Origin of the sequence: Stappia taiwanensis, assembly GCF_014635285.1 — a bacterium.
In the GTDB taxonomy this organism is placed as follows: Bacteria; Pseudomonadota; Alphaproteobacteria; order Rhizobiales; family Stappiaceae; genus Stappia; species Stappia taiwanensis.
Map to the genome: position 1 here is coordinate 373214 of NZ_BMCR01000004.1, position 26668 is coordinate 399881.

The 26668-nt window shown below is 64.3% G+C and carries 20 protein-coding genes and 1 CRISPR repeat array; of the genes, 15 read left to right on the forward strand and 5 right to left on the reverse strand.

Annotated features, from left to right (window positions below; genetic code table 11):
* The first annotated feature begins 57 nt into the window (after positions 1-57).
* A complete protein-coding gene (locus tag IEV83_RS12405; RefSeq protein WP_209003133.1) occupies positions 58-543 on the forward strand; it encodes an Lrp/AsnC family transcriptional regulator in 486 nt (161 codons plus the stop codon).
* A gap of 263 nt (positions 544-806) precedes the next feature.
* Complete coding sequence (locus tag IEV83_RS12410; RefSeq protein ID WP_181761712.1) at positions 807-2177, forward strand: aspartate aminotransferase family protein; 1371 nt, start codon at positions 807-809, stop codon at positions 2175-2177.
* A 75-nt stretch (positions 2178-2252) separates the two neighbouring features.
* Here IEV83_RS12410 and IEV83_RS12415 read toward each other — a convergent pair whose 3' ends face one another.
* Positions 2253-2738 (reverse strand): MarR family winged helix-turn-helix transcriptional regulator, encoded by a 486-nt coding sequence (locus IEV83_RS12415; RefSeq protein WP_181761713.1) that lies wholly within the window; start codon positions 2736-2738, stop codon positions 2253-2255.
* Positions 2739-2913: 175 nt separating this feature from the next.
* Here IEV83_RS12415 and IEV83_RS12420 point away from each other — a divergent pair, with 175 nt between their 5' ends.
* From IEV83_RS12420 to IEV83_RS12465, 10 genes are all read left to right on the forward strand, one after another.
* Entirely contained in the window at positions 2914-4689 is a 1776-nt protein-coding gene (locus IEV83_RS12420) for an N-acetylglutaminylglutamine amidotransferase (RefSeq protein ID WP_181761714.1), read from the forward strand.
* Between the two features lie 8 nt (positions 4690-4697).
* Positions 4698-6539: an N-acetylglutaminylglutamine synthetase gene (gene ngg, locus IEV83_RS12425; RefSeq protein WP_181761715.1), complete on the forward strand. Its 1842-nt coding sequence runs from the start codon at positions 4698-4700 to the stop codon at positions 6537-6539.
* Positions 6536-7696: an osmoprotectant NAGGN system M42 family peptidase gene (locus tag IEV83_RS12430; RefSeq protein WP_181761716.1), complete on the forward strand. Its 1161-nt coding sequence runs from the start codon at positions 6536-6538 to the stop codon at positions 7694-7696. Before ngg ends, IEV83_RS12430 begins: the two co-directional genes overlap by 4 nt.
* Positions 7697-7843: 147 nt before the next feature.
* Positions 7844-9202, forward strand: a complete 1359-nt coding sequence (locus tag IEV83_RS12435) for a sugar ABC transporter substrate-binding protein (protein ID WP_181761717.1) — start codon at positions 7844-7846, stop codon at positions 9200-9202.
* Positions 9203-9260: 58 nt separating this feature from the next.
* A complete protein-coding gene (locus IEV83_RS12440) occupies positions 9261-10208 on the forward strand; it encodes a carbohydrate ABC transporter permease (RefSeq protein ID WP_181761718.1) in 948 nt (315 codons plus the stop codon).
* On the forward strand, positions 10208-11257 hold the full coding sequence (locus tag IEV83_RS12445) for a carbohydrate ABC transporter permease (RefSeq protein ID WP_181761719.1): 1050 nt from the start codon (positions 10208-10210) through the stop codon (positions 11255-11257). Before IEV83_RS12440 ends, IEV83_RS12445 begins: the two co-directional genes overlap by 1 nt.
* A 3-nt stretch (positions 11258-11260) precedes the next feature.
* Complete coding sequence (locus IEV83_RS12450; protein WP_181761720.1) at positions 11261-12346, forward strand: ABC transporter ATP-binding protein; 1086 nt, start codon at positions 11261-11263, stop codon at positions 12344-12346.
* Positions 12339-13382, forward strand: coding sequence for an endonuclease/exonuclease/phosphatase family protein (locus IEV83_RS12455; RefSeq protein ID WP_181761721.1), 1044 nt, complete (start codon positions 12339-12341; stop codon positions 13380-13382). The genes IEV83_RS12450 and IEV83_RS12455 overlap by 8 nt, the downstream gene beginning before the upstream one ends.
* A complete protein-coding gene (locus tag IEV83_RS12460; protein WP_244628163.1) occupies positions 13379-14095 on the forward strand; it encodes a glycerophosphodiester phosphodiesterase in 717 nt (238 codons plus the stop codon). The genes IEV83_RS12455 and IEV83_RS12460 overlap by 4 nt, the downstream gene beginning before the upstream one ends.
* Positions 14092-14952: an endonuclease/exonuclease/phosphatase family protein gene (locus IEV83_RS12465; RefSeq protein ID WP_181761722.1), complete on the forward strand. Its 861-nt coding sequence runs from the start codon at positions 14092-14094 to the stop codon at positions 14950-14952. The genes IEV83_RS12460 and IEV83_RS12465 overlap by 4 nt, the downstream gene beginning before the upstream one ends.
* Before the next feature lie 54 nt (positions 14953-15006).
* Here IEV83_RS12465 and IEV83_RS12470 read toward each other — a convergent pair whose 3' ends face one another.
* Positions 15007-17598, reverse strand: coding sequence for a sensor domain-containing diguanylate cyclase (locus IEV83_RS12470; RefSeq protein WP_181761723.1), 2592 nt, complete (start codon positions 17596-17598; stop codon positions 15007-15009).
* 625 nt (positions 17599-18223) lie between these two features.
* On the opposite strand from IEV83_RS12470, the gene IEV83_RS12475 reads away from it, so the two are divergent.
* Genes IEV83_RS12475 through dctP form a run of 3 tightly spaced genes read left to right on the forward strand, consistent with a single transcriptional unit; the run spans position 18224 to position 21154 of the window.
* Positions 18224-18727, forward strand: a complete 504-nt coding sequence (locus IEV83_RS12475) for a TRAP transporter small permease subunit (protein ID WP_181761724.1) — start codon at positions 18224-18226, stop codon at positions 18725-18727.
* A complete protein-coding gene (locus IEV83_RS12480) occupies positions 18717-20042 on the forward strand; it encodes a TRAP transporter large permease (RefSeq protein WP_181761725.1) in 1326 nt (441 codons plus the stop codon). The genes IEV83_RS12475 and IEV83_RS12480 overlap by 11 nt, the downstream gene beginning before the upstream one ends.
* A gap of 17 nt (positions 20043-20059) precedes the next feature.
* The gene (gene dctP / locus IEV83_RS12485) at positions 20060-21154 is read left to right on the forward strand and encodes a TRAP transporter substrate-binding protein DctP (RefSeq protein WP_181761726.1); all 1095 of its coding nucleotides are present in this window, start codon (positions 20060-20062) and stop codon (positions 21152-21154) included.
* A 126-nt stretch (positions 21155-21280) separates the two neighbouring features.
* Positions 21281-21910: a CRISPR direct-repeat array (repeat unit 36 nt; unit sequence GTTGCGGTTGGCCTGCGTTTTCTGAACTGCTACCGT).
* A gap of 72 nt (positions 21911-21982) precedes the next feature.
* Here dctP and cas2 read toward each other — a convergent pair.
* The 3 genes from cas2 to cas9 form a co-directional block, all read right to left on the reverse strand.
* On the reverse strand, positions 21983-22357 hold the full coding sequence (gene cas2 / locus IEV83_RS12490; protein WP_244628164.1) for a CRISPR-associated endonuclease Cas2: 375 nt from the start codon (positions 22355-22357) through the stop codon (positions 21983-21985).
* Positions 22354-23082 carry a type II CRISPR-associated endonuclease Cas1 gene (gene cas1, locus IEV83_RS12495; RefSeq protein WP_244628165.1) on the reverse strand — a complete coding sequence of 243 codons (729 nt, stop codon included), beginning with the start codon at positions 23080-23082 and terminating at the stop codon, positions 22354-22356. The genes cas2 and cas1 overlap by 4 nt, the downstream gene beginning before the upstream one ends.
* A 256-nt stretch (positions 23083-23338) precedes the next feature.
* Entirely contained in the window at positions 23339-26656 is a 3318-nt protein-coding gene (gene cas9 / locus IEV83_RS12500; protein ID WP_181761727.1) for a type II CRISPR RNA-guided endonuclease Cas9, read from the reverse strand.
* Positions 26657-26668: the final 12 nt, after the last annotated feature.

A 26668-nucleotide genomic window follows, 5' to 3' on the forward strand; every position in this document is an offset into this window, starting at 1 on the left:
ACAACAGCTAGACGCGGCGATGGACAGGGCCCGCCGATGCCCGCTATGACGCCCGGTATGATCCGCCTCGACGACCGCGATATCGCCATCCTGAAGGTTCTGAGTGAAGAGGGCCGCCTGTCCAAGGCGGCGCTGGCCAAGCGTATCAACCTCAGCCCGACGCCCTGTTGGGAGCGACTGAAGCGGCTTGAAAAAGCCGGTATCATCGAGGGCTACCGCGCCGAAATTTCACTGCGCAAAACCGCCCCGCATGTCACCGTCTTCGTCACCCTGGAGCTGGAAACCCACAATTCCGCTGCGTTCCAGGCATTCGAACGGGCAGTGACCACCTATCCGGAAATCGTCCAGTGCTGGGCGCTTGGCGGTGGCTTCGACTACCTGCTTCAGGTGGTGACGCGCGATGTGGAGAGCTATCAGGCGCTGATCGACCGGCTGCTCGATCAGGGGCTGGGGCTTGCCCGCTACTACACCTATATCGTCACCAAGCCGATCAAGACCGGCCACGTTCTGCCCTTCGATACCCTGCTTTCGGCCGCAGACTGAACGGACCGGCAACGCCCCTCAAAAAAGACGGATCGTCTGGCCGCCCGGCCCCTCTTCAGATGCATGTTCGGCCCGTTCCGGCCCATCCTCCGACCGATGCAGGCAGCGGCTCCGGCACGCCGCCGGGTGCGCGGTGATTCCATCGGCTGTCGCACGCCTTGCGACAGGGCTATGCTCACGGACAACCGCGACGGACCGGCCATCTTTTCAGGTTCGCCGGCGCCAAAACGGCCCAGCCATAAGGTCATTTGAGGGAGAGAGAAATGCTGACCAACGACCAACTCGCGCAATGGGACCGGGAGAATTTCTTCCACCCCTCGACCCATCTGGCCCAACATGCGCGGGGTGAGGCTCCCGGCCGGGTCATCTCCAGCGGCGAAGGCGTCTACATCTCCGACCGGGACGGAACGCGCCTTCTGGATGCCTTTGCCGGGCTTTACTGCGTCAATGTCGGCTATGGCCGCAGCGAGATCGCCGAGGCGATTGCCGCCCAGGCGCGGGAACTGGCCTATTATCACGCCTATGTGGGCCACGGCACGGAAGCCTCCATCACCCTGGCAAAGATGGTGCTGGACCGGGCTCCGGCCAACATGTCCAAGGTCTATTTCGGCCTCGGCGGATCCGATGCCAACGAGACCAACGTCAAGCTGGTCTGGTATTACAACAACATCCTCGGCCGGCCGGAGAAGAAGAAGATCATCTCCCGCTGGCGCGGCTATCACGGTTCCGGGCTGATGACCGGCTCCCTGACCGGGCTTGAGCTGTTTCACAAGAAGTTCGACCTGCCGCTGGCGCAGGTGCTGCACACCGAGGCGCCGGATTATTTCCGCCGGGCCGACCTCGACATGAGCGAGGCGGATTTCGTCGCCCATTGCGTCGCCGAGCTTGAAGCGCTGATCGACCGCGAAGGCGCCGACACCATCGCCGCCTTCATCGGCGAGCCGATGCTCGGCACCGGCGGCATCGTACCCCCGCCCGCCGGTTACTGGCCGGCGATCCAGGCGGTGCTCAAGCGGCACGACATCCTGCTGATCGCCGACGAGGTGGTCACCGGCTTCGGGCGTCTGGGCAGTATGTTCGGCGCCGACCACTACGCCATCGAGGCGGATATTATCACCATCGCCAAGGGGTTGACCTCGGCCTATGCGCCGCTGTCCGGCTCGATCATTGCCGACAGGGTGTGGAAGGTGCTGGAACAGGGCACCGACGAGAACGGGCCGATCGGCCATGGCTGGACCTATTCCGCCCACCCGATCGGCGCGGCAGCGGGGGTTGCCAATCTCAAGCTGATCGACGAGCTCGGGCTCGTGGCCAATGCGGCGGAAACCGGTGCCTATTTCAACGCCGAAATGCGCACGGCACTTGGCGACCACGCCCATGTGGGCGACGTGCGCGGTGAAGGTTTGCTGTGTGCCGTGGAGGTGGTCGAGGACAAGGCCAGCCGCCGCTTCTTCGATCCAGGCAAGAAGGTCGGCGCGGCGCTGTCCGCGGCCATGCTGCGCCGCGGCGTGATCGCCCGGGCGATGCCGCAAGGCGATATCCTCGGTTTCGCCCCGCCGCTCTGCCTGACCCTTGAGGAAGCCGACACGATCGTCGCGGCAACCCGCGATGCGGTCACCGAGGTTCTTGGCTGAGGTTCAACCCCACGTTTATTGGCTCTGCCTGCCTGACGCGCCTCCGCCCTTTCCGGCCGGGGGCGCGTTGCCGTCTTACACGGAAATCCCCGCCTCGGTGCCGACAGGCACCTTATCCGGGTCGAGAATATCGGCCACGGTGCAAAAGGCGCGGACGATGGTCGCCTGCTCCTCCGGCGGCAACTCGCCAAAACGGGCGAAGAACGCTTCGTGAAACAATGGCGGCGCTTCGGCGAGAAGCGCCCGCCCCCGCTCGGTCAGCCGCGAATGGACAATCCGCCGGTCGACCGTGCTGCGGTGCCGCTCGACGATGCCGCGCGCTTCCAGCTTTTCCAGAATGGTCACCGTGGTCGCCGCGCTGATGTTGGCGTGCCGCGAGATCGCCGCCGTGGTCGCCGCCTCGAAATCCCGCACCGCCTGAAGCACGACGATCTGCGGGATGGTCAGACCGGTCTCCCGCGCCACGCGCTTGGAGCGCACATCCATCGCCCGCACGATCCGGCGGATCGACCGCACGACGGTTACCGGATCCGCCGGCGCGGTCTCATTCTGTCGCGACATGTTTTTCTCCAGATGCCTCCCCCTCGCTCGTTACACCACGAAATATTTGATTTCAAATCATTCGTGTACTAACTATTCGCCGACTTATCCTGCAGCGCACACAAAACGGTCACCTGACCATGTGAGGCTGCTGGATCTGAAGACATGACGGAAAACGAAAAGGTGCCAACCAGATATGTGTGGAATTGCCGGTGAAATTCGCTTCGACGGACAGTTTGCCGATGCCCGGGCCGTGGCCCGGATGACCGAGCGACTGGCGCCACGCGGCCCCGACAGTTCCGGCATCCTGGCGCAAGGACCGGTGGCGCTCGGCCATCGCCGGTTGAAGATCATCGACCTGTCGGACAAGGCGGCCCAGCCGATGGCCGACCCGCATCTCGATCTGTCGCTCGTCTTCAACGGCTGCATCTACAACTATCCGGAACTGCGCAAGGAACTGGAGGAAAAGGGCTATTCCTTTTTCTCCCACGGCGACACCGAAGTCATCCTCAAGGCCTTCCACGCCTGGGGCGCGGATTGCGTCAAACGGTTCCATGGCATGTTCGCCTTCGCCATTCTCGACCGCCGCGACGGCTCGGTGACGCTGGCGCGCGACCGGTTCGGCATCAAGCCGCTCTACCTGACGGAGACGGGCCAGCGCCTGCGCTTCGCCTCCTCGCTGCCGGCACTCCTCGAAGCCGGTGACGTGGACACCGGCATCGACCCGGCGGCCCTGCACAACTACATGAGCTTTCATGCTGTGGTGCCGGCGCCGCGCACCATTCTTTCAGGTGTGCGCAAGCTGCCGCCGGCAACGGTCCGGCGCATCGAGGCCGATGGCACCAGCCGGGAAACCCGCTACTGGTCGGCGGAATATGCAAGGCGCGAGGCGCATGCCGAACTTACCGCGGAGGATTGGCGCGACCGGGTACTGGAAGCGCTGCGCCTGGCCGTGCGCCGGCGCATGGTGTCCGACGTTCCGGTCGGCGTGCTCCTGTCCGGCGGCGTCGATTCCAGCATGATCGTCGGGCTTCTGGCCGAGCAAGGGCAGAAGGAGCTGATGACCTTCTCCATCGGCTTTGAAGGAGCCAATGGCGAGAAGGGCGACGAATTTGTCTATTCGGACCTGATCGCCAAGCATTTCGCCACCGACCATCATCAGATCTTCGTGCCCTCGGCCGATCTGATGGGGGCCCTGCCCGACACCATCGCCGCCATGTCCGAGCCGATGGTCTCCTACGACAACATCGGCTTCTATCTGTTGAGCCGCGAGGTCTCCAAGCACATCAAGGTGGTGCAATCGGGCCAGGGCGCGGATGAGGTGTTCGGCGGCTATCACTGGTACCCGCCGCTTGCCGGCTCCAATGACGTGGTGTCGGATTATGCCCGCGTCTTCTTCGACCGGAGCCATGAAACGCTCGCCCGCCAGCTTTCGCCGGAGTGGCTGGCGCAGACCGATGCCTCCCGGGAATTCGTCGCCGCCCATCTGATGCAGGCTGGCGCGGAAACGCCGGTCGACCGGGCCTTGCGGCTGGATTCGGAAATCATGCTGGTCGACGATCCGGTCAAGCGGGTCGACAACATGACCATGGCCTGGGGGCTGGAGGCCCGGGTGCCGTTCCTCGACCATGAGCTGGTGGAACTGGCCGCCACGATCCCGCCGGAGCACAAGCTGGCTCAGGGCGGCAAGGGCGTTCTGAAGGAAGCGGCGCGGCAGGTGGTGCCCAGCGCGGTGATCGACCGCAAGAAGGGCTACTTCCCCGTTCCCCAGCTCAAATACATCCAGGGTCCCTATCTCGACATGGTGCGCGACGCACTGTCCTCGCAGGCGGCCCGCGAGCGCGGCCTGTTCCAGCAGGAATATCTCGATACCCTGTTCGCCGATCCGACCGCGCATATCACGCCCTTGCGCGGCTCCGAGCTCTGGCAGGTGGCGCTGCTGGAAATGTGGTTGCAGACCAACAACATCTGAGGCGCGACATGACCGGCAAGAAACCCGCTGGCGAGGGCTCGGGGCGCCCGCCCCGAGAGGCGCGCGGCCGCGATGCCTACACGCATCGGCTGAAGCGGATGCGTGAACACGGACTGAAACCACCGATCGGAGTACAGGATCAGGACGGGCCGACACTCGTTGAGAACTGCGCGCTGGACCTTGGCTGGGGGCGGCTGATCTTCGGCCAGACCTTCGCCGATCCGGAGCCGCTGCTGGCCAAGCTGCAGGGCGAGCTTCCCGACCGGCGCGACATCGCGGTCTATGTGCGCGATCCGCATGTGCTTCTGGCGAACGCGCCGCAGGAGCTGTTTCTCGACCCCTCTCACACGTTCCGCCTCAACCTGTCGACCTATCGCCCCTCGCGCCGGGCGCCCAAGGGCTTCTTCCTGCGCCGGCTGACCGCCCAGGCCGACGCCAATGCCATCAACCGGATCTATGCGGCGCGCGGCATGGTGGCGGTGCCGCCGGATTTCTTCTGGGCCAAGCGCGACGCCCGCTCGATCTGCTATTTCGTTGCCGAAGACGAGGTCACCGGCGACATCCTCGGCACCGTGACCGGTGTCGATCACGCCCGCGCCTTCAACGATCCGGAACGGGGCGGCTCGCTGTGGTGCCTCGCAGTCGATCCGCAAGCGCGCCATCCGGGCGTCGGCCAGGCGCTTGTGCGGCATCTGGCGGAGTATTTTTCCGCCCGCGGCCTTGCCCATCTCGATTTGTCGGTGATGCATGACAACGAGCAGGCCATCGCCCTTTACGAAAAACTCGGCTTCGAGCGAGTTCCCTATTTCACCGTCAAGCGCAAGAACCCGATCAACGAGACCCTTTACACCGGGCCGGAAGTGGACGCCGAGCTGAACCCTTATGCGACGATCATCGTCAAGGAAGCCAGGCGACGCGGCATTCATGTGGAGGTCAGCGACGCGGAGCGCGGCTTTTTCTCCCTGTCGCAAGGCGGACGGACGATCCGCTGCCGCGAAAGCCTGTCGGACATGACCAGCGCCGTCGCCATGTCGGTCTGCGACGACAAGACCGCCACCCGCGCCGTCGTCGAGGCGGCCGGCGTTGCCGTCCCGCAGCAGATCCTGGCCGATGCGCCCCGGGCGGAGTTGGAAGCGTTTCTCGCCGCCCACGGCAAGGTGGTGGTCAAGCCGGCGCGCGGCGAACAAGGGCGCGGCGTCGCCGTCGGCCTCACCGACATGACCGAGATCGCGGCGGCGGTCGAGACCGCAGGCAAGATTTGCGACACGGTGCTGATCGAGGAATGCGTGACCGGCGAGGACCTGCGCCTGATCGTCATCAACTACAAGCTGGTGGCCGCCGCCGTCCGCCGTCCGCCGGTGATTGTCGGAAACGGCCAGCAGCCGATCGGCGAGTTGATCGCCGCGCAAAGCCGGCGGCGCCTCGCCGCCACGGGCGGGGAATCGCACATTCCCATCGATGCGGAGACCGAACGCACCATCCGCCAGGTCGGCTACGACATGGACAGCGTTCTGGAGGCAGGCACCGAGTTGCAGGTGCGCCGGACCGCGAACCTTCACACCGGCGGCACGATCCACGATGTGACCGACATCGTTCATCCGGTTCTGGTGGAGGCGGCGGTGGCGGCGGCGCGGGCCATCGACATTCCGGTCACCGGCATCGACCTGATGGTCAAGGCGCCCACCCTGCCGGAGTACCGTTTCATCGAGGCCAACGAACGCCCGGGCCTGGCCAACCACGAGCCGCAGCCGACGGCGGAACGGTTCATCGACCTGTTGTTTCCCCTGTCCATTCCCGCGCCAGTGCGGCAGGCTGCCTCGGAGACACCCCAGACGGCAAGCGAGGCATGATGCGCCTGACAATCGACACCGACTACCTGTCCGAAACACTTCAGGCGCTGTTGAACATCCCCAGCCCGACCGGATACACCGACACGGTGGTCCACTTCGTCTCCGTGGAGCTGGAACGACTCGGGCTCCAGGTGGAACTGACCCGGCGCGGCGCGATCCGGGCCGTCCGCAAAGGCGCCCGGGACAGCGGCGCCCGCGCCATCGTCTCCCATCTCGACACCCTCGGCGCGCAGGTCAAGTTCCTCAAGGACAACGGCCGGCTGTCGCTGGTGCCGATCGGCCACTGGTCGGCGCGCTTTGCGGAAGGCGCGCGCACCACGATCTTCACCGGCTCCGGCGCCTATCGCGGCACCATCCTGCCACTGAAATCCTCCGGCCACACGTTCAACGACGAGATCGACACCCTGCCGGTCGGCTGGGACCATGTGGAGATGCGCGTCGACGCGTTGGCCTACAGCAAGGACGATCTGGACCGGCTCGGTATCGAGGTCGGCGACATCGTCTCCATCGACCCGCAGTCGGAGTTCCTCGACAACGGTTTCATCATCTCCCGCCACCTGGACAACAAGGCCGGGGTCGCGGTCACGCTGGCGGCGCTGAAGGCGTTGAACGAGGCCGGAGCCGAAACCCCGGTGGACATCCACTGGCTGTTCACCATTGCCGAGGAGGTGGGGGTCGGCGCCTCGTCGATCCTGATGCCGGAGGTCGCCTCCATGCTGACGGTGGACAATGGGACCACCGCCCCGGGGCAGAACTCCAGCGAGTTCGGCGTCACCTTCTCCATGGCCGATCAGACCGGCCCGTTCGACTACCACCTGACCAAGAAGCTGGTGGAACTGTGTCAGGAGAACGACATCCGCTACCAGAAGGATGTGTTCCGCTACTACCGGTCGGATTCGGCCAGCGCCCTGGAGGCGGGCGCGGATGTGCGCACCGCGCTGATCACCTTCGGTGTCGACAGCTCACACGGCTATGAGCGCATCCACATGCATGCGCTGCGCTCGCTGGCGGAGCTGATCACCTGCTACGTGGTGAGCCCGGTGGACATCAAGCGGGACTATCAGGAAACCGCCGGCGTCAGCGGCTTTACCCGCCAGCCGACCGAGGAAGCGGAACAGTCCCTGACCGCCGACAGCGAAGATCCGGAAACGCCCTGAGGCGGCGCGGGCCTTCCGATTGCCATTCACAAAACTGCCAAGAAACTGAAACTGCACTGTCGCACCGATGTGTTCCAAGGCCCGGATCGGGGCGCGCTGGAAGCTCCTCCTTCCACGCCGCCCCGCGCCAACTCATGGAGCCATCGGATGACTTTTCGCAGCCTTATCGCGGCCGGCATGGCCGCGGCGACCCTGACGGGTGCCGCCTCCCCCGCCTTCGCCGAGGAAATCACCCTCACTCTCTGGTCGCGCGCCGACCGCTCGGGCCCGCTGCGCGCCGGCAATGTCGTCGAAGCGGCCAAGACCCTCAACCAGATGCTCGCGGCCAGCGGCTCCGACAAAAGCGTCAAGGTCGAGCTGATCGAGACCAACGCCAAGGGCTTCGATGCCGACGCCCTTGATGTGCTTAAGGCGCATTCGGTCGGCGACACGCCGGACATCATCGTCGCCGCCCATGAGTGGATCGGCTCCTTCGTCCAGGCCGGCCTTGCCGCCAATCTGGAAGAGCACATCGCCGCCAATCCGAACCTTTACGACGACATCATCCCCACCCTTTGGAACGCGGTCAGCTACAAGGGCGCGCGCTACGGCGTGCCGCAGGACGGCGAAGTGCGGATGTTCTTCCTCAACAACGACATGCTGCGCAAGGCGGGCAAGTCCGAGGAGTTCATTGCCAGCCTGCCGGCCAAGGTCAATGCCGGTGAGTTCACCATGGCCGACATGTGCACCCTCGCCGCCGAGGTGAAGGATGCGGGCGCCTCCGAGCTCGGTCTGGTGCATCGCCCGAACGTCGGCCCGGACTTCCAGATGGCGATGGCCGCCTTCGGCATCGACATGTACAACGACGAGGAAGCTCGCCTGCAGGTCTCCAAATCCGGCCTGACAAAATACTACGGCTGGCTGAAGACCTGCGTCGATCAGGGCGCGATTCCCGCCGACATGACCAGCTACTCCTGGGATAGCGTCCATGCCGCCTTCCGCGGCGAGAAGGCAGTGGCCAAGTTCCACGGCATCTGGAACCTCGGCGCCCAGCTCGAGGCCTTCGGCATCGATCCGCTCGACAAGGACGCCTATTTCAAGAAGATCACCTGGATCAACGCACCGGCCGGCGAAAAGGGCGGCACGCCGAAGAACCTGTCGCACCCGATCGTCTATGTGGTCGGCGACACGCCGAACAAGGACCTGGCGGCGATGCTCGTGGCCCTTGCCTCCCAGCACGTGCCGAACACCCGCCACGCGGTCACCACCAACCACACGCCGATCAACTACGGCCAGATGGCCATGCCCGCCTTCCAGAAGGAAGGCTGGGGCCTGGTTGCCGGCGTGCCGCTGCTGGAATACGCCGAGTTCATGCCGAACCATCCGCGCGTCGGCCAGTACAACGCCATCACCTTCCAGGGCGTACAGGCGGTGGAAACCGGTGAAATGACCGTGGATGAGGCGGTCGAGATGGTCATCGAAGAGCTCGAGACCGAGCTTGGCGAAGACGTCATCATTCTCGACTGATCCCTTTCATCCGGGGGGCACGGCGTCGCCGTGCCCCCCGCCACCCGGTTTCCAGCCCATGCCCTCCTCAGCTTCCGCGCGCCAGGCCAGCAACGCGCTCATCTTTCTCGGCCCGGCGATCATTCTCCTGTTTGCCCTGCTCGTCGTACCGATCGTCGTCGATCTGGTAGTCGCCTTCACCGACATGGCCCAGACGGTGACCATCGGCGAATTCACAACACGGCAATTCAACAAGCTGGTCCGGCCCAGCGATGATGCCTGGTTCGGCTTCGAGCTGCGCGGCTCCTTCTACCGCGCGCTGTCGCTGACCGCGATCTACGTCTTCTGCACCCTGACCATCTTCAACATCACCTTCGGCCTGATCCTGGCGCTGACGACAACCGCCTTGAGCGACAGGCTCGGCGCGTTCTTCCGCGCGGTCTGGCTGTTGCCGCGCATGTCCCCTTCCGTGGTCTACGGCCTGCTGTGGATCTGGGTGGTCGATCCGACCGAACGCGGCCTGCTCAACCAGGTGCTGATCAATGTCTTCGGCCTGGAGCCGATCAACATGATGCTGGATCACCCGATGGTGCTGATCGTGATGGCCAACGGCTTCATCGGCGCCTCCATCGGCATGCTGATCCTGACCAGCGCCATCCGCTCGATCCCCAAGCATCTGTTCCACGCCGCCCGGGCCGACGGAGCCGGGCCGATGGCCATCACCTGGCACATCGTCCTGCCGGCGCTGCGCTGGCCGCTCAGCTACATCACCGTGTTCCAGACCCTCTCCCTGCTGGTGAGCTTTGAATACATCTTCCTGATCATGGGCGCCTCGCGCTCGACCATGACCATGGCGATGCTGGCCTATACCAAGACCCTCGCGCCGGATATCGGCTCGGGCCAATACGCCTATGGCGCGGCGATCACCCTGATCCTGATCGTCATCGGCATGGCAACGGCCATGTTCATGTGGCGCATGTCCAACATGAAGGCGTTGCTCGCCAAGCCGAAAATCGAGGTGCAGTGATGACCGCCATTGACTGGAACCGGCTCGCGACGCGAGCCCGGCGCGGCCGGCGCGTGCGCAGCGGCCTGCTGCTCGCCTTCCTGACGCTGGTGTCCCTGCCGGTGATCCTGCCGTTCTTCTGGGTGGTGGTGATCTCCGTCTCCGCCCGCACCGGCGGGGTCGAGGCCGCCGTCCTGTGGAAGGCCTGCGCCGTGCTGGTGCCTTGCGTGCTCGCCTATGCAGGCGTGCATACCTTCATCGCGTCCGTCCGCGCGCGGATCATCGCCGGCCTGTTGCTCGGCGGCCTTTGCCTCATCGGGCTCTACGTGCTGATCGGCGCGGACCTTCACCTCAACAACTACCGCTTTCTCGTCAATCCCAACCTGATCGAGGACATTCGCGGGGCGGCGACCATCGGCGGCCAGTTCCCCTGGGTGTGGGAGGCGTTCGGCAATTCGCTGCTGGTCGCCATAACCTCCATGACCCTGAAGGTGATCGTTGCCACGCTGGCCGGCTACTACCTTTCGCGCTTTGCCTTTCGCGGCCGGTCCTTCTTCCTGCAAAGCCTTTTGCTGCTGGAAGTGTTCCACCCGTGGATGCTGACGATCCCGATCTTCCTGGTGATCTTCTGGGTCGGCCTGCTCAACACCCTCAGCGGCCCGATCCTGGTTCTCACGGTGATCGACCTGCCCTTCTACATCTTCATCATGAAGGGCTTCTTCGATGCTGTCCCCTGGGACATCGAGATGAGCGCGATGACCGATGGCGCCACCCGCCGCCAGGCGTTCCGCCATGTGGTCCTGCCGCAGGTGCGTGGCGGCATCATCGCCATCTCCGTGCTCGGTTTCATCAAGGGCTGGGAGGAGTATGTCTTCGTCACCGCCCTCAGGACCGGCAATTCCTACTGGGTGATGTCCACCTATCTCTACTATGTCGCGGAAGATGTCATGGGCGTCGACTATGGCCTCGTCGCCGCCGTCAGCGTGTTCTACATGCTGCCGAGCCTCCTGCTCTACCTCTTCCTCCAGAAATACCTCACGCAACTGACGCTTGGCGGCGTCAAAGGATAAATCATGGCCCGCGTCGATCTTCAAAACGTCACCAAGGACTGGGGGACGGCCGTTGCCGTCGATGACATCAGCCTTGACCTGAAGGATGGCGAATTCGTCGCCGTTCTCGGCCCCTCTGGCTGCGGCAAGTCCACCACGCTGTTCATGCTGGCCGGCATCTATGCGCCGAGCAGCGGCGACATCCGCTTCGACGGCGCGCGCGTCAACGATGTGGAGGCGCGCGACCGCAATGTCGGCATCGTGTTCCAGTCCTACGCGCTCTATCCGAACATGACCGTGTTGCAGAACATCCTGTTTCCGCTGCGCTTCAAGAAGGTCCCCCGGACTGACGCGGAACGGGAGGCACGGGAGATCGCCCGGCTGGTGCAGATCGAAAACCTGCTCGACCGGCGCCCCGGGCAGCTCTCCGGCGGCCAGCAGCAGCGCGTGGCGCTGGCCCGCGCGCTGGTCAAAAAGCCGAACCTGCTCTTGCTCGATGAGCCGCTGTCCAATCTCGACGCCACCTTGCGCCTGTCCATGCGCGCGGAAATCCGCAGAATCCAGCGCGAACTCGGGGTGACGACCATCCTCGTCACCCACGACCAGATCGAGGCGACCACCATGGCCGACCGGATCATCTGCATGAATGCGGGCCGGGTCGAGCAGATCGGCACGCCAACCGATCTTTACCGGGCGCCGGAGACCACCTTCGTCGCCGCCTTCATCGGCTCGCCGCCGATCAACCTGATCGACGCCCGGCTTGCCGGCGACACGCTGGAGATCGGTGACAAGCGTCTGCGCGCAACCGGTGCCGGTGCGGACCACGGCGGTCCTGTCAAGCTGGGACTGCGGCCGGAGCATATCCGCGAGGCGGAGGCCGGATCGGCTACGGCGGGACTGGCCGCGACGATCACAGCCAGCGAGCCGATGGGCCGGGAAACGCTCTACACCGCCGATACCCCGATTGGCTCCCTGCACTTCCTCGAAGCCACCTCGATGCCGCGCCTTGCGCCCGGCGCGAAGCTCTCCCTCACCTTCGACGGGGACGACAGTCTGGTGTTCGACGCCGCAACCACGCGGCTGATGCATGGAGTTTGCGCCCATGTCTGAGCGCTCCACCTGGCCGGTCGTCACCGCGACCTCCGCCACCCTGACACCGCCGTCCGAAGACTGGCGCACCGCCGCCAATAGCGGCACCGCCACGCCGGAACGGCATGCGGAGCTGCGCCGCACCTCCGGCTGTTTCGACCATGTGCGCCTCAGCCAGCCCGCTATCGCCGCCGCACCAGGCTCCCGGCTGACGGTGGTCTCCTGGAATCTGGAACGCTGCAAGCATGTGGCGGAAAGTGCCGCCGTTCTTGCTCGCGAGCAGGCCGATATCTGCCTGTTGACGGAGCTCGACCTTGGCATGGCCCGTGCCGGCAACCGGGACACCTCGGCGGAACTCGCCGAACGCTTGGCCATGGGCGCGGCCTTCGGCACCGAATTCATCGAACTGGGTCTTGGCGATCTGCGCGAGCAAGGCGAACATGCGGGCGAACGCAACCTGGGGGGCTTGCATGGCAATGGGGTTCTCAGCCGTCTTGCCATCGACCGGGCGGCGCTGTTGCCGCTCGACGATGACGGCTTCTGGTACATCGACGCGGCGCAGCGCGATCAGCGCCGCATCGGCAGCCGTATGGCGATCGCCGTGCGCCACACGGCACCCCGCCCGTTCTGGGTGGTGGCGGTGCATTTCGAAAGCCGCCTCGGCCCGGCGGAGCGCGGCCGGGAAATGGCGGCCCTGCTGGCGCATGTGGAACGGCTTTGCGGCGAGGCCCCGGTGCTGATCGGCGGCGACTTCAACACGATCGGGCTGATGCACGCGGGGCTGGAAGGCACGGCACTGCTGGAGCGCCCGCAGGAGGCAGAACCGATGTTCGCCCGGCTTGCCGAGGCTGGCTTCGACTGGCATGCCTGCAACACCGCCGAGCCGACCACCCGCAACCATCCCTGGACGGCGACCGATGACCGCAGGCTGAAGAAGATCGACTGGTTCTTCGCCCGTGGCCTTGCCTGTTCCGCCCCCGCCGTCGTCGCCGCCACCGGCCCCGATGGTGAAAACCTTTCCGATCACGAAGCAATCCGCGTGGAGATTTCGTTTTGACCCGCACGAAAATGGTCTGTCATCGCGGCGCCTGCCGGCTCGCACCTGAAAACACCTTCGCCTCGGCGGAAAAGGCGCTGGAGCTGGGAGGTGCCTATATCGAACTGGATGTGCGCGAAAGCGCCGATGGCGTGCTCTACGTGATGCACGACCAGACCGTCGACCGCACCACCAACGGCTCCGGCGCAATCGCCCGGATGAGCTCGGCGGAGATCGACGCGCTCGATGCGGGAAGCTGGTTCGATCCCCGGTTTGCCGGCGAACGGGTGCCCCGTCTCGACGCCTTCCTGGAAAACCTCAAGGGCCGCGCCGGCGCCTATGTGGAACTGAAGTGGTGCGACCCGGCCAAGCTGGCGCGGATGATCCGCGACCTCGGCATGGCCAAGGATATCTTCTGGTTCTCCTTCAAGCCGGAGATGCGCGCGGCCATGCGCGCGGCCGCCCCCGACATGCGGGCGATGATCACCCTCGACATTGCCCGCACCCCTTCCCTCGCCCGGCCGCTGTTTGGCGCGGCGATGGTCGAAATGGAGGTGGATGAGGCAACGCCGGCGGTGCTCGCATCCTGCCGCGAGCTCGATCACGAGACCATGATCTACTACCCCGGTGAGGATCCGGCGGTGTTCCGGCAGATCGCCGAGGCCGGCGTCGACTATGTCAATCTCGACCAGCCCGCGCTCTATGCCGCGGCCGAGGCGGAGCTTTCAGCATGAGGATCATCAGCTACAACATCCAGTACGGCCTTGGCATCGATGGTCGCTACGACCTTGCGCGCATCGCCGACGAGATCCGCGATGGCGATATCATCGGCCTGCAGGAGGTTGAGCGCTACTGGCAGCGTTCGGGCATGGTCGATGAGGCGGAGGCGCTGGCCGCGCTGCTGCCGGACCATCATTGGGTCTATGGCGCCAATCTCGACATGGATGCCAGCTACCGCGACGAGGGCGGCAGGCTGGTGAACCGGCGGCGCCAGTTCGGCACCATGGTGCTGTCGCGCTTCCCGATCATCTCCTCGCGCAACTTTCCGCTGCCGAAATTCGGCACCCTCGACCAGCATTCGATCCAGCAGGGGCTGCTGGAAACGGTGATCGATCCCGGCACCGGGCCGATCCGCTTCTACAGCGTGCACCTCAGCCACCTGTGCTCTGAAACCCGCATGCCGCAGATCGAGGCAATCCTCGACATCCTGCGCCGGGCCCCGGCGGAGGGCGGCGCCTGGTGCGGCGGTCACCCGGACCCGGCGGCAGGCTGGACCGAGGGCGAGATGCCGCCGATGCCGCGTGATTTGGTGCTGGTCGGCGACATGAACTGCACCAACACCAGCCCGGAATATGCCGCCCTCACCGGCCCGATGACCGGTCGCTACGGCCGGCTGTGCAACACCGACGGGCTGGTCGATGCCTATGTGGCGGCCGGCAACGACGAAAACGGCGGCAGCAGCAATCCGACCGGCAGCCGCATCGACCATTGCTTTGTCTCCGCCTCCCTGCGCCATCGGGTCCGCGCGGTGAGCATCGACGATACGGCGACCGGGTCGGACCATTGGCCGGTGCGGGTCGACCTCGACTAAACGGCCGCTTGCCCCGCCCGGGAGTGCGCCTCGCGCCGGGCCATGACATCGGCGCTACAGCGCCTTGGTCTCCTGCGGCCGAAAGAGCCGATAGCCGTTGCCGCCCTCTTGCTTGACCTGATAAAGGGCGGCATCGGCATTTCTCATGACCGCACGGATATCGCTTGCTCCAATCGGCATGCGGGCAATGCCCAGACTGACACCGACCGATGCCAGGTTCTCGCCGACATCGACCGCCTGCCCCAGGGTCTCGATGATCCGCGCGGCAATGCCCGCCAGCTCGCGGTCCTCGACCTTTTCCAGAATGACGGCGAATTCGTCGCCGCCGAAACGGGCGACCAGATCCGTATCGCGAACGGACTTGCGAAGACGCCGCGCCACCTCCTCAAGCAGCGCATCGCCGGCCCCATGGCCATAGGTATCGTTCACTGCCTTGAACCGGTCGAGGTCCAGCAGCATCAGCACATAGCCTGCGGTCCCGCCGGCCGCGTCGGCAACTGCCTCTTCAAGACGCCGGTTGAACAGCGAGCGATTGGCGAGACCGGTCAGCGTGTCATGATGCGCCGCATGCAGGATCCGTTCGGACGCCTTGTCCTGCTCCGTCACATCCTCGTGGGTGCCGATCCAGCCGCCATCGGGTAGCGGAGCGTGGACCGTGAGAACGGTACGGCCACAGCCCAGATGGAACCGCACCCGCACCACCTCGCCAGCCTGCAGCCGAGCCCGCAGGTCCGCCACGTAATCCGTCACATCCCCGTCGAAATCCCCCCGCGCCTTCCTGGCCTCGACCAACTCGGTCAGGGGGGCACCGGTCCATGCTTCCTCGGGGGTCATCTCGAACAGATCGATATACTGGCGGTTCCAGAGCACCAGACGAGCTTCGCCGTCGAACACACTCACCCCCTGGTTCATGTTCGCCAGGGTGATTTCAAGCTCAGTCGATTTCTCCCGCGCGATCCGTTCATTCTCGATATAGCGACGCTCGGTCTGCTTGCGTTCGGTGATGTCCGCGAAAGTCAGCACAAGGCCGCCACCGGGGACCGGCGTGCCCTTGATCTCAAGAACCGTTCCATCCGGGCGCACCCGCTCGTAGCTGTGCGCCTCGCCGCTGCACAGGCGCTCCACCCGCTCACGGATAATCGTATCGGCCTCGCCCTCGCCATACTCGCTGCGGTTCACGTTGAAGCGGAAATAGGCTTCCAGATCCGGCTTCTGCGCCAGGAATTCCTCCGGCATATCAAGCAGTTTCTTGAACGCCTCGTTGTAGGCCTGCAGGCACATGTCCCGATCGAAGAAGACGACGCCGCCGGGAAAGTTCTCGAACACCCCGGCCAGCATGTCCGCCTGACGCTTCACCTCGGTGATATCGGTCAACGAGACGACCATCGTCGCCTCGCCATCCTCATACCGTTCGGCGATCCGCACCACGTTGATCGTCAACCAGCGCTGGCCGGTTTCCGCATCGCCGCACAGGCTCAGGGTCGTGGTTTTTCCTTCTTCCGCGTCCAGAACACGCAGGAACGGATTGCCCTTCCCGTCCTCCGCACTCGAAGCCGGATGAAACAGCCGGGCGATTTCGCCGATATGCGCCGTGGCCAACTGCTCCGCCGGCAGCCCGAGGATCCGGCAGGCGGCCGGGTTGAAGGAGCAGATCTGCCCATCCCGCCCCAAGACGAGAATCCCCTCCGTCAGGGCCTCAAGCGTCGATTTGTAAAGGGTTTCGGAGCGGCGAATGTGCAGATCCGCGGCTTTTTGCGGTGTGACGTCACGAATGGCCCCCACAAGGCGGCGGACCTCGCCATTTTCCACGATAACCCGACCGACCGCATGGACCCAGCGCGAGCGACCGGTGGCGGTGCGGAACGGCACTTCAAGGTCCCAACCGGAGCCATCGGTCTGGCAGCGCCCGATGGCCTCCTCGACCTTCCTCCGCGCTTCGGGAGGATAGAACGCCAACGCAGTTTCAAGCGTGGGCTGATAATCCTCGGCGACTTCGTGGATCTGCCGCGTCTGCCGGGTCCACGTCACCTGGCGCGTTTTCATATCCAGTTGCCAGCCGCCGACACCGGCCACGCCGACAACATCCTCCAGCAGCGCCAGTCGTTCCCGGTGTTTCCGGTTCAGGAGGTCGGCCTCGGACCGGGCGCGCGTCACCTCCAGCGCATGTGCATGGGAGCGGATCAACCCTTCCACAGCCGTGGCCAGCCGGCAAAGTTGACGGACCTGCGCCTCGCTCGGCTGGCGCGGCACGGTATCAACCACGCACAGAGCACCGAGACGATGCACGCCATCGATCGAAACCGGGCAGCCGGCATAAAAGCGGACATGCGGCTCGCCGGTGACCAGTGGATTGTCGCAAAAACGGGGGTCCTTGGTGGCATCCGGCACGATCAACGGGCGCGCGCTGCGGATGGTCCAGTTGCAGAAGGCAACGTCCATCGGCGTACCGTCGAGTTCGATGCCACAGCGGGCCTTGAACCACTGGTAGTCATCATCCACCAGCGATACCAGCGCGATCGGACAGTCGAAAATCTCGGCGACGGCCTCGACGATGGCATCGAATTCCGGGGTCCGTTCCGTGTTCAGGATCGCGATCGCACGCAATGCCTCAAGACGTTCAGCCTCATTTTCCGGACTACCATGCATCGACTTTGGAGCCTTTCCTTGACAGGCCAGCAATAGCCCGGGGCAATTGACAAACCCTGAAATACTTTCCTCCAACACCGCCGGCTTGCCTCTGCCCGCCGATGCTTGCCCCCACCCGGGCACAATTGTTCGCGTAAGAAAAAACACGTAATGCCATCCGCCGCCGCCAAAGGCAAATCCACAAACGGCCGATCGGCGGATCGGGCGCCGCCGTCCCCTTTTCGAACGCGCGCGCCTATTCGCCGGTGCACAGCTGCGGGAAAGCTGTCTGGATCGGGCACGAACGTCTTGCGACATACGGCCATCTGGCTATCATGAGCGGCAACCACCCCGATATGTGACCATATCGCTGACCTTTCAGATCAAACCGACACACGCCTGAATGTTTCCCACTCATTCTCACTGCCCATAAGGTCGAACTCGGGCCGCCCGAACACAGACCGCTCTCGTCAGAATCCCCCGTGGAGGAGGGGCTTCGGTTCTGACGACGGTTTTTCAGGACGCGCCCCAAAGGATATTGAGGTTACATATTATTGTCGCACAACTTGGTCAGCATGGGAGCTGATTCAAGAATTCGATAAGAAGAACCGCTCAGGCGTGAACGGTCTTAATGCAGGGAGGATTAATGCTGTTCCGCTTTATCGACGGCATAAATGAGGTTGTGGGACGGGTTATCTGTGTCATTGCCATCATTTTTGCGGGTATCATCATCTATGACGTCATCATGCGCTACGCATTCAACGCGCCAACCCGCTGGGCGTTTGACGTTTCCAAACAGATGTTCGGGTTCTACTTTGTCCTTCTCGGCGGCTATGCGCTGCGCTATCAGGCACATGTGAAGGTCGATCTCATCACCGGTGCGCTCCGGCCGACGCCGCGCCGCTGGATCGAGGCCGCCGGCTATCCGATCTTCTTCTTCCCCTTCGCCTGGGTGTTCTTCACCCGCTCCTGGGAGTTCGCCCAGCGCTCCTGGGCGCAAGGCGAGACAACCTACGGCTCCGTGCAATTGCCGGTCTATCCGCTGAAGATCGCCATGTGCGTGGCCGCCGGGCTCTTGCTGCTGCAGGGAATTTCCGAGTTCCTCAAGCTGGTCCTGAACAGGGAAGAGTACAACCGACATGACGCCTGATCTCATTGCAGCTTCCATGTTCGGCCTGTTGCTGCTGGGCCTGTTCATGGGACATCCGCTGGCCTTCGTCCTTGGCGGCACAGCGGTTCTCGGCGCGCTGATCGCCGGCAAGCCGCTGGTTCTGGGCATCGTCATCAACCGTATCTTCGGCGATGTTCTGGACAACTACACCCTGATCGCCATTCCGCTGTTCGTGCTGATGGCGCGGTTCCTGTCCGATTCCGGCGTTACCGACCGCATGTTCGAAACCCTGCGGCTGCTGATGTCCAACGTGCGCGGCGGCCTCGCCCTTGCCGTGGTCTTCATCTCGATCCTGCTGGCGGCGACGACCGGCATCATCGGCGCCTCGATCACCGTGATGGGCGTGATGGCGCTGCGACCGATGCTGCAATACGGCTACAGCCCGCGGCTGACGACCGGCGTGATCGCCTCTTCCGGCTGCCTCGGCATCCTGATCCCGCCATCAATCATGCTGATCCTGATGGCCAGCTACTCGCCGCTTTCGGTCGGCGAGCTGTTCGCCGGTTCGATGGTGCCGGGCGTGTTGCTCGGCCTGCTTTATGCCGGCTGGGTCGCCGTCGTTGCCGTGCTGCGGCCCGACATGGCCCCCTCGGTGGAGCCGGACGAGAAGGTGAGCCGGGCTCAGCTTCTACGCCTTCTCGCCCTTGAGGCGGCCCCGCCGCTAGTCCTGATCCTCGGCATTCTCGGCAGCCTGCTGGCGGGCATCGCCACGGCGACCGAGGCCTCTGCGATCGGTGCGGCGCTGGCGCTGGGGATCGTCATCCTGCGCGGCAAGTTCCGGCTCGATACCTTTTATGGCGCGCTGAAGGAAACCGGCCGCACCTCGGCGATGATCCTGTTCATCGTCATCGGCGCCACCGCCTTCACCGGTGTCTTCAACATCACCGGCGGCTTGCGCGCGGTGCAGGAGATCATCCGCGCGCTGGACATGGAGCCTTGGCTGCTGATCACGATGATGATGTTCATCGTCTTCTTGCTGGGCGCCTTCCTCGACTGGACCGGCATCGTGCTGCTGTCCTTCCCGATCTTCCTGCCGATCGTGCAGGAGATGAACATCAACCTGTTGTGGTTCGTCGTTTTGATGGCGGTGGTTCTTCAGACATCGTTCCTGACCCCGCCCTTCGGCTATGCGCTGTTCTACTTGCGCGCCATAGCCCCAAGGGAGGTCAAAACGGCCGATATCATCATGGGGGTTCTGCCCTTCATCGGGCTGATCATCATGATGTGCATCGTCGTGGCCCTGTTCCCCGCATTGGTGACATGGCTGCCGGACGTTCTTTACGCGACCAAATAAGAGTGGGAGAATCTTATATGCTTAAAGCAACGAAGCTGATGGCCGGTGTGGCCCTGCTGGCACTGGTCGGCGGCCCGGCCAATGCCGGCGACACGTGGACCATGACCACGACCTGGCCCTCCTCGCTGGAGCTGATCGCCACCGATCAGCACTTCGTGGAGCTGGCCAACAAGCTGACCGGCGACGACCTCAAGATCGACTTCTACGAAGGCGGCAGCCTGGTGCCCGCTGGCGAGGTGTTCGGGGCGGTCGAATCCGGCACCATCCAGGCCGGTGCCGACTGGCCGGGCTACTGGGCCGGGCGCGACCCCGCCTTCTCGCCGCTCGCCACCACCGCGAGCCTGTTCAACGCCGTCGACTACGTCAACTGGATCCAGCAGTGGGGCGGCGCCAAGATCTATGACGAGGTCTATGGCAAGTTCGGCATGGTCTACCTGCCTTATGGCGTGACCAACAACGAATCCGGCTTCCGCACCAACTCACCGATCCGTTCGCTGGAAGACCTCAAGGGCAAGCGCCTGCGTCTGTCCGGTCTGGAGCAGGGCCGGCTGCTGGAGCAGCTTGGCGGCAACCAGGTGTCGATGGCCGGCGGTGAGATCTATCAGTCGCTTGAGCGCGGCGTGATCGACGGCGCCGAATTCTCCACCCCGAATGTGGACTATTCCGGCGGCTTCCATCAGGTCACCTCGCACTGGGCGACCCCGGGCTGGCACCAGTCCGCCTCGGTGTTCGGGGTGATGATCAACAAGCAGGCCTGGGATGCCTTGTCTCCGGAGACCCAGGAGAAGCTGAAGATCGCAGCCGACGCCACCTTGCTGTGGTCGCTCGCCTTCACCGAAAAGCGCGCCTCGGAAGCCTATCGCCAGTTCCAGGAAGCAGGCGTCGAGATCACCCGCTATGACGACGAGACGCTGGAGAAGGTCCAGCAGATGGCGAACAAGGTGATCGAGGACACCGCCTGCGAGAACCCGTCCTCGGCCAAGGTCTACCTCAGCCAGCTCAGCTACCTGCAGGATTACAGCGGCTGGCGCGATGCCTCCGCACCGTTCAATCTCGGCCGCACGCCGAACGGTCCGGATCTGGAGAAGATCCGCGCCTGCGCCGAAAAGTAATCGGTAGCCTTGCTCTGGAGCGCCGGGGTGTTTGGGTCGGAAGGCCCAACGCTCCGGCGTTTTCCGTTTGGCCCCGCGTTTTCTGAACTGCTACCGTATGTCCGAAGACGACTACGCCAAGAGCCTGTTGCGGTTGGCCTGCGTTTTCTGAACTGCTACCGTCCCGGTCGATTGGCAATCGCGACCACCCGTGTTGCGGTTGGCCTGCGTTTTCTGAACTGCTACCGTCGCCGCCACAAAGGGGACGTAGTTAGGGTAGTTGCGGTTGGCCTGCGTTTTCTGAACTGCTACCGTCGGTCAGCCGCTTGTTGTCCGCCTCCAGCTGTTGCGGTTGGCCTGCGTTTTCTGAACTGCTACCGTCGTCGAGAATGGAGGGCGCGGCCTGTGCGCGGTTGCGGTTGGCCTGCGTTTTCTGAACTGCTACCGTAGTTGGGCACGAACGGCCACAGGCGGGCGCGTTGCGGTTGGCCTGCGTTTTCTGAACTGCTACCGTCGACGGCGTGAAGATTCCGCATCTCATGCCGTTGCGGTTGGCCTGCGTTTTCTGAACTGCTACCGTAAAGGGGTCGATCTGGTGACCTTCGACTAGTTGCGGTTGGCCTGCGTTTTCTGAACTGCTACCGTGGATCGCCTGAGCATCCAGACGGCCGACCAGTTGCGGTTGGCCTGCGTTTTCTGAACTGCTACCGTTCCATGCACCAACTGATCGTAGAACCGCGCGTTGCGGTTGGCCTGCGTTTTCTGAACTGCTACCGTAGATAAGGGCCCAATCCCTTGAAAACCCAAGCGGATTGGGCCTTTCTCGGCGGCAAATTCGCCCAGCCTTTGCTAGAAAAGCGCGATCTGTTCGGGATTCTTTTTCCGCGCGCGGCGCGACTGATCGCTGAAGCGGACGATGTTTTCGTATTGCCGATCGGTGAATTGAAAGATGAAGACATCGCCCCGCTCCGGCAGATTGGCTTCGATCCGGCGCACATGCGCCTCGAACTGTTCCAGGCCATTGACCAGCCGCAGATAGTTCGACAACTGGCTCATTTCAAAACCCTGATCCAGCAGATATTGCCGGAATTTGGTCGCGGCGGCACGCTGTTTCTTCGTCTCCACCGGCAAGTCAAAGGTCACGAGCATCCACATCAGCCTGTAAGCGGACAGGTATGTCGGCGCTGTCCGCTCTCCCCGTTTCTGCGTGTAAAGGGTGGTCATGACAGCGCCTCCCCTTCCCGGCCCAAACCGGCGAGAACGAGCGGTTCGGGCGCACGCGGTAGGTCGAGCTCCCCCTTTCCCGCCTGAAACACCGCGCCGAGCTGCTGCGCCAACCGGGTCGCATGAAGATGCAGCGGCGTCATGCCCTGGGCACTGGCAAGGTCGAACCCGGTCAGAGCCGCCAGACCCCGCTTGGCCTCGGGCGTCACCGTCGCGATGCCGTCGCGGCCAAGGTTGAAGACCAGACGGTCGACCAGCGGCCGGTAAGGCTCCATCAGATCATCGGCCAGCGCGAAGGCATTGCCGCGATTGCTGTGATGCAGCCCGATGGTGGGGTGCAATCCGGCGGCGCAGATGGCCCGGGCCACCGTCGCCCGCAGCACCGTGTAGCCATAGTTCAGCAGCGCATTCACCCCATCGCCGTCGGTGTCGCGGCGGAACTCCGGCCCCATCAACGCCTGCCAGTAGCGACGCGCGGCCTGCGCCTCCACATTTTCCGGATCGCCCGAGCGCACTTTACGCGCCAAGAGGTCGAAGGCCCCCGCTTCACCGCCTGCGGAGGCGAGCACCGCCCCTTGCATCCGGATCTTGGCGACGACGATATCGCGCCACAGCCGCTTGGACAGGGGCCGCGCCGCGCCGACCTGCGCATTCAACCTCGCCCCTTGCGCGTGATGCCCCTCCAGCGGCCAGACACAGGCAATGGGCGCATGATTGCGCCGCACACAGAACCACCGGCACCGACCGTTCGGCCAGACGGGTAAACACAGTGTTCGACCAGCTCAGCCCATGCGCATGGGCAATGACCGCGCCAATGTCATCGAGCGCCACACGCCCCTGTTCCTCACGGTCCTTCGAAACCGTGAGGAAGCCCCGGTGGACGGCCACATGCAGGCCGTCGGATGACAGATCGACCACGCGTTGCATGCGGATATACTACCAGAAGATGCAGTCTGCCGCGCACGCAAGGTTAATCCGTGGTTAATCGGGCGTCTTCTCCCACCATGCGCCGGGGTCGAACACCTGGCCGATTTCATCGATACGCACCTGGCGCGCCCGGTCCCGGCGCAGGCTCGAAGCACTGCGGTAGATGTACTTGAACGGATCCTGCTTGTCGGCATCCCGGCTTTTGAGGGTGCCGGCCTCATGATGATCGCACAAAGTCAGCTTTCCGCTCTCGGCGAATTTCACCACGCGGCAGAGCCGGCGCCCATCCTCGCCCTCCAGCGCCACGCAGTCGCCCTGCTGCAGGCTGAAGACCTTTTTCGCCGTCGGATGCTCGGCACGCACGGGCGAACACCACCCCGGCTGATGCGCATCGAAGGTGGAGACCACCTCCGCCTTCCATTTGCCGCCCGGCAACTGCCAGACGTCGTAGCGGTGATTGCTGTCGCCCTTGTAGCCCTTGTAGGCGCGGCCATTGGCATCGCGGATCGGGATGGTCCGCAGCGGCTCGACCACCCGCACATGGCGAATGCCGGCGAACTTTTCATCGCTTTCGATGAAGCGCTGCACCGCAGCCTCAAAAGCCTTGCCTTCGGTGCCGCGCGTTGCCTCCCACAGCCGGTCGCGCAATTCCGAATGACCATGCACATTGCCGCGGATCGCCATCAGGTCAGCCGGTTTCTTGAAATGCGACAGCGGCACCCGCCGCACCACCAGATCGTTGCCCTTGGCGTCCTTTTCGCCGGTGTAGCCATAGGCGGTGTCATTGTGCAGCTTGCCGGCGGTCTGGCCGCGCCCGTTGGCATAGCCGGTACGCGACACGGTGCCGTGATCGGGCTTGTGGCTGACAACGGTGGCGCGCACCTTCTCGCGCAGCTCGTCGCGGAACGTCGGCCAGGGCGGCCGGACCTCACGGGCAACCCGCTCCACCCCCTCGCTCTCTGCCCGGGCGGAGGCCGTTGCCAGCTTCTGGATCAACGCCCGCGAGGTGCAAGCGATCACCGCCGCGTCGATGGCATGGTGGCGATGGTCGAGCCGGTTCTTGGATTTCACCACCTCGGCGTGATTGTGGTCATAGAGAAGGTCGTTGAGGCCCCAGTTGCGGCGCAGCATCTCGGTCATGCGCCCAGGCAGCGCCCGAACCCGGCTGTGCTGGCGGAACACGCCGTCGATGCCCGCTTCCTCCGCCGGGTAGAGCGCCGCCAGATAGGTGAGCGCCAACCGCGACATGTACTGCATGTCGGTCACCTGCCGGGCGAGGAAGCCTTCCTCCTCGCCATGGCGTGTCATCGCATCCTCAGCAAAGCGCCACTGCTTGTTTTTCGGCAAGGTGGTGGCGCGGGCAAGGATCTCGTCATAGCGCCCCCGCCACTGCGGCACTTCCGCCGGCGCGCGGTTACGCTTTTCCCGGTTGCAGGCCTGGCAGCAGAGCAGCTTGTTGCCCTCGCCATCATCCAGCGTCTTCGAATAGGGCAAGATGTGGTCCACATCCGCTTCGCCGTTGAACAGCATGTTGCCGCTGATCGGCTTGCCGCAATAGATGCAAACCCGGTTGACCGGCTGGGGGTTGAGTTCTTCCCAGAGCTTCAGCCGCAAGCGGTTGTAGCCGGTATCGGGCTGCTTGTGGGTTTCGGTCAGCTTTGCGGACCGCTCCTTGGCCGCCCGGGTGTTCGCGCCGATCCGCTTGTTGACCTCCTGCCGCTTCTGCTCGTTCAGCTTCAGCTCGCGACCCAGTTCGATGGCGATGCGGTTCGGGCGGCCATGCTTGGCGATGACGCCATTGACCACCCGGCGCAACTGGTTGAGAGCGATATGCACCGTCGGATTGGTGATGCGGCCCATCACCTCGTCCCATTCCGGCGCCTTGGGATCGGCCTTGCCGCCGGTGCCGGGGGGAATGTGCCGCTCCAGGATCTGCTGATACTTCGGCAACCGGTCGAGCGCTTCGCGGTTGGGATCGCCTTGGGAATTGGTGCGGCCATAGACCCGGATCGCCGCCTCCGCCTCGGTGATGACGAAACCGTTCTCGTCCACGCCTCGGGTCATTTCTTCGAGCAGCGAGGACAGCGCGGTCTCGCCCAACCGGCCGAAGCCCTCCGGCATGGCGGTATCGGCAACAGCGCGGGCGTTTTCAGCGGCAAGACCGCAGTCGGTGCGCAGCCAGACGATCAGCTCGTCCCGGTCGCTCGCGGTGCGCAGCCGTTCGGTGATCTCCGCTTGGCGGGCCAGCGGCAAGGCGCTCCAGTCATTGCCGAAACACTCCGGCCGCGACAGGCGGAAATGCACCACATCCCCATCGAGGCCCTTGCGATTGTCGCTTTCCTTGTTGAAGCGGACCTCCTTGCCGAGCTTCAACTTACCCCGCAGCTTGGAGAAGGGCGCATTGCCCTGTTTGTTGAGGCCAGTGCGCAGCAGCAGGACCAGCACATCGCGCTGCTCAGGGGTCAGCTTCTGGTGCTTCTGGTCCTCGCCGACGATTTCCAGCTCATTGACCTCCTTCATCAGCCGGAAGGCCTGAAACAGCGGATGCGCCTTCGGCAAGCGGCTCTCCGCCGGGTTGTAGGAGCATTTGCCCGGGAGCACCGGCCGCAAGGGGCGCTGGTGGAAGATCACCTCCCGCAGCTCCGCCACCAGTCCTTCGGTGAGAAGATCGGCATGAAACAGCCGTTGCCGGTCGCAGATGCGGTCAAACTCCCGCTCCAGAACGGCGCGCGAAGGGTAGAAATCATAGCCCTTGCCATCGGCGGTCATGCGGGCGCGCACGGACAGACCGGCGCGGCGGCGCATGTCGAGCCATTCGCCAAAACTGCGGGCCTGGTCCTCCAGCATCCGCTCTTCCAGACGGGTCACGGCGGCAGCGATCTTGCCCTGCTCCGCGTCGTTGCTGTCGGTCTTGCGGTTGGACTTGAAGCCGCGCCGCTGATTGAGCTGAAACAGCACCCGTCCCAGCTCATGCGGGGTCAGGGCATGATCGAGCGCGCGGGCGCGCAAGGCATAGACGGAGGTGTCAAGATCACCGCCCTTGCCGTCAGAGGTCTCCTTCAACAGCCGGGCTCGCGCCTCGGCCTCCGCCGGCATCAGGCCGCTTTCGGTCAGAAGGTCGAGCAGCCGGGCGCGGCGCTTCAGATAGCGGTCTCGGCGACGGCGCATGCCGCGCGCCTCGCGCCGGGCCACCGCCAGCGAGGCCTTCGACTGCGGGTCGCGGCCGGCCATTTCCGCCTGCGAGAAGATCCGCACGCCGATGTCGACAATGCGCCCCTCCTCCCGCGCGCCGGGCTCGCCCGTGGTTTCGATCAGGCACCAGCCGAGCGAGTTGGTTCCAAGGTCGAGGCCCAGAGTGGTAAGTTTCGTCATCCCATCCCCCAG

Bases quoted from the DNA above. Each gene is read 5' to 3' on its own strand.
- IEV83_RS12405 (WP_209003133.1), top strand. From the start codon at position 58: ATGATCCGCCTCGACGACCGCGATATCGCCATCCTGAAGGTTCTGAGT.
- IEV83_RS12410 (WP_181761712.1), top strand. From the start codon at position 807: ATGCTGACCAACGACCAACTCGCGCAATGGGACCGGGAGAATTTCTTC.
- IEV83_RS12415 (WP_181761713.1), bottom strand. From the start codon at position 2,738: ATGTCGCGACAGAATGAGACCGCGCCGGCGGATCCGGTAACCGTCGTG.
- IEV83_RS12420 (WP_181761714.1), top strand. From the start codon at position 2,914: ATGTGTGGAATTGCCGGTGAAATTCGCTTCGACGGACAGTTTGCCGAT.
- ngg (WP_181761715.1), top strand. From the start codon at position 4,698: ATGACCGGCAAGAAACCCGCTGGCGAGGGCTCGGGGCGCCCGCCCCGA.
- IEV83_RS12430 (WP_181761716.1), top strand. From the start codon at position 6,536: ATGATGCGCCTGACAATCGACACCGACTACCTGTCCGAAACACTTCAG.
- IEV83_RS12435 (WP_181761717.1), top strand. From the start codon at position 7,844: ATGACTTTTCGCAGCCTTATCGCGGCCGGCATGGCCGCGGCGACCCTG.
- IEV83_RS12440 (WP_181761718.1), top strand. From the start codon at position 9,261: ATGCCCTCCTCAGCTTCCGCGCGCCAGGCCAGCAACGCGCTCATCTTT.
- IEV83_RS12445 (WP_181761719.1), top strand. From the start codon at position 10,208: ATGACCGCCATTGACTGGAACCGGCTCGCGACGCGAGCCCGGCGCGGC.
- IEV83_RS12450 (WP_181761720.1), top strand. From the start codon at position 11,261: ATGGCCCGCGTCGATCTTCAAAACGTCACCAAGGACTGGGGGACGGCC.
- IEV83_RS12455 (WP_181761721.1), top strand. From the start codon at position 12,339: ATGTCTGAGCGCTCCACCTGGCCGGTCGTCACCGCGACCTCCGCCACC.
- IEV83_RS12465 (WP_181761722.1), top strand. From the start codon at position 14,092: ATGAGGATCATCAGCTACAACATCCAGTACGGCCTTGGCATCGATGGT.
- IEV83_RS12470 (WP_181761723.1), bottom strand. From the start codon at position 17,598: ATGCATGGTAGTCCGGAAAATGAGGCTGAACGTCTTGAGGCATTGCGT.
- IEV83_RS12475 (WP_181761724.1), top strand. From the start codon at position 18,224: ATGCTGTTCCGCTTTATCGACGGCATAAATGAGGTTGTGGGACGGGTT.
- IEV83_RS12480 (WP_181761725.1), top strand. From the start codon at position 18,717: ATGACGCCTGATCTCATTGCAGCTTCCATGTTCGGCCTGTTGCTGCTG.
- dctP (WP_181761726.1), top strand. From the start codon at position 20,060: ATGCTTAAAGCAACGAAGCTGATGGCCGGTGTGGCCCTGCTGGCACTG.
- cas2 (WP_244628164.1), bottom strand. From the start codon at position 22,357: ATGACCACCCTTTACACGCAGAAACGGGGAGAGCGGACAGCGCCGACA.
- cas9 (WP_181761727.1), bottom strand. From the start codon at position 26,656: ATGACGAAACTTACCACTCTGGGCCTCGACCTTGGAACCAACTCGCTC.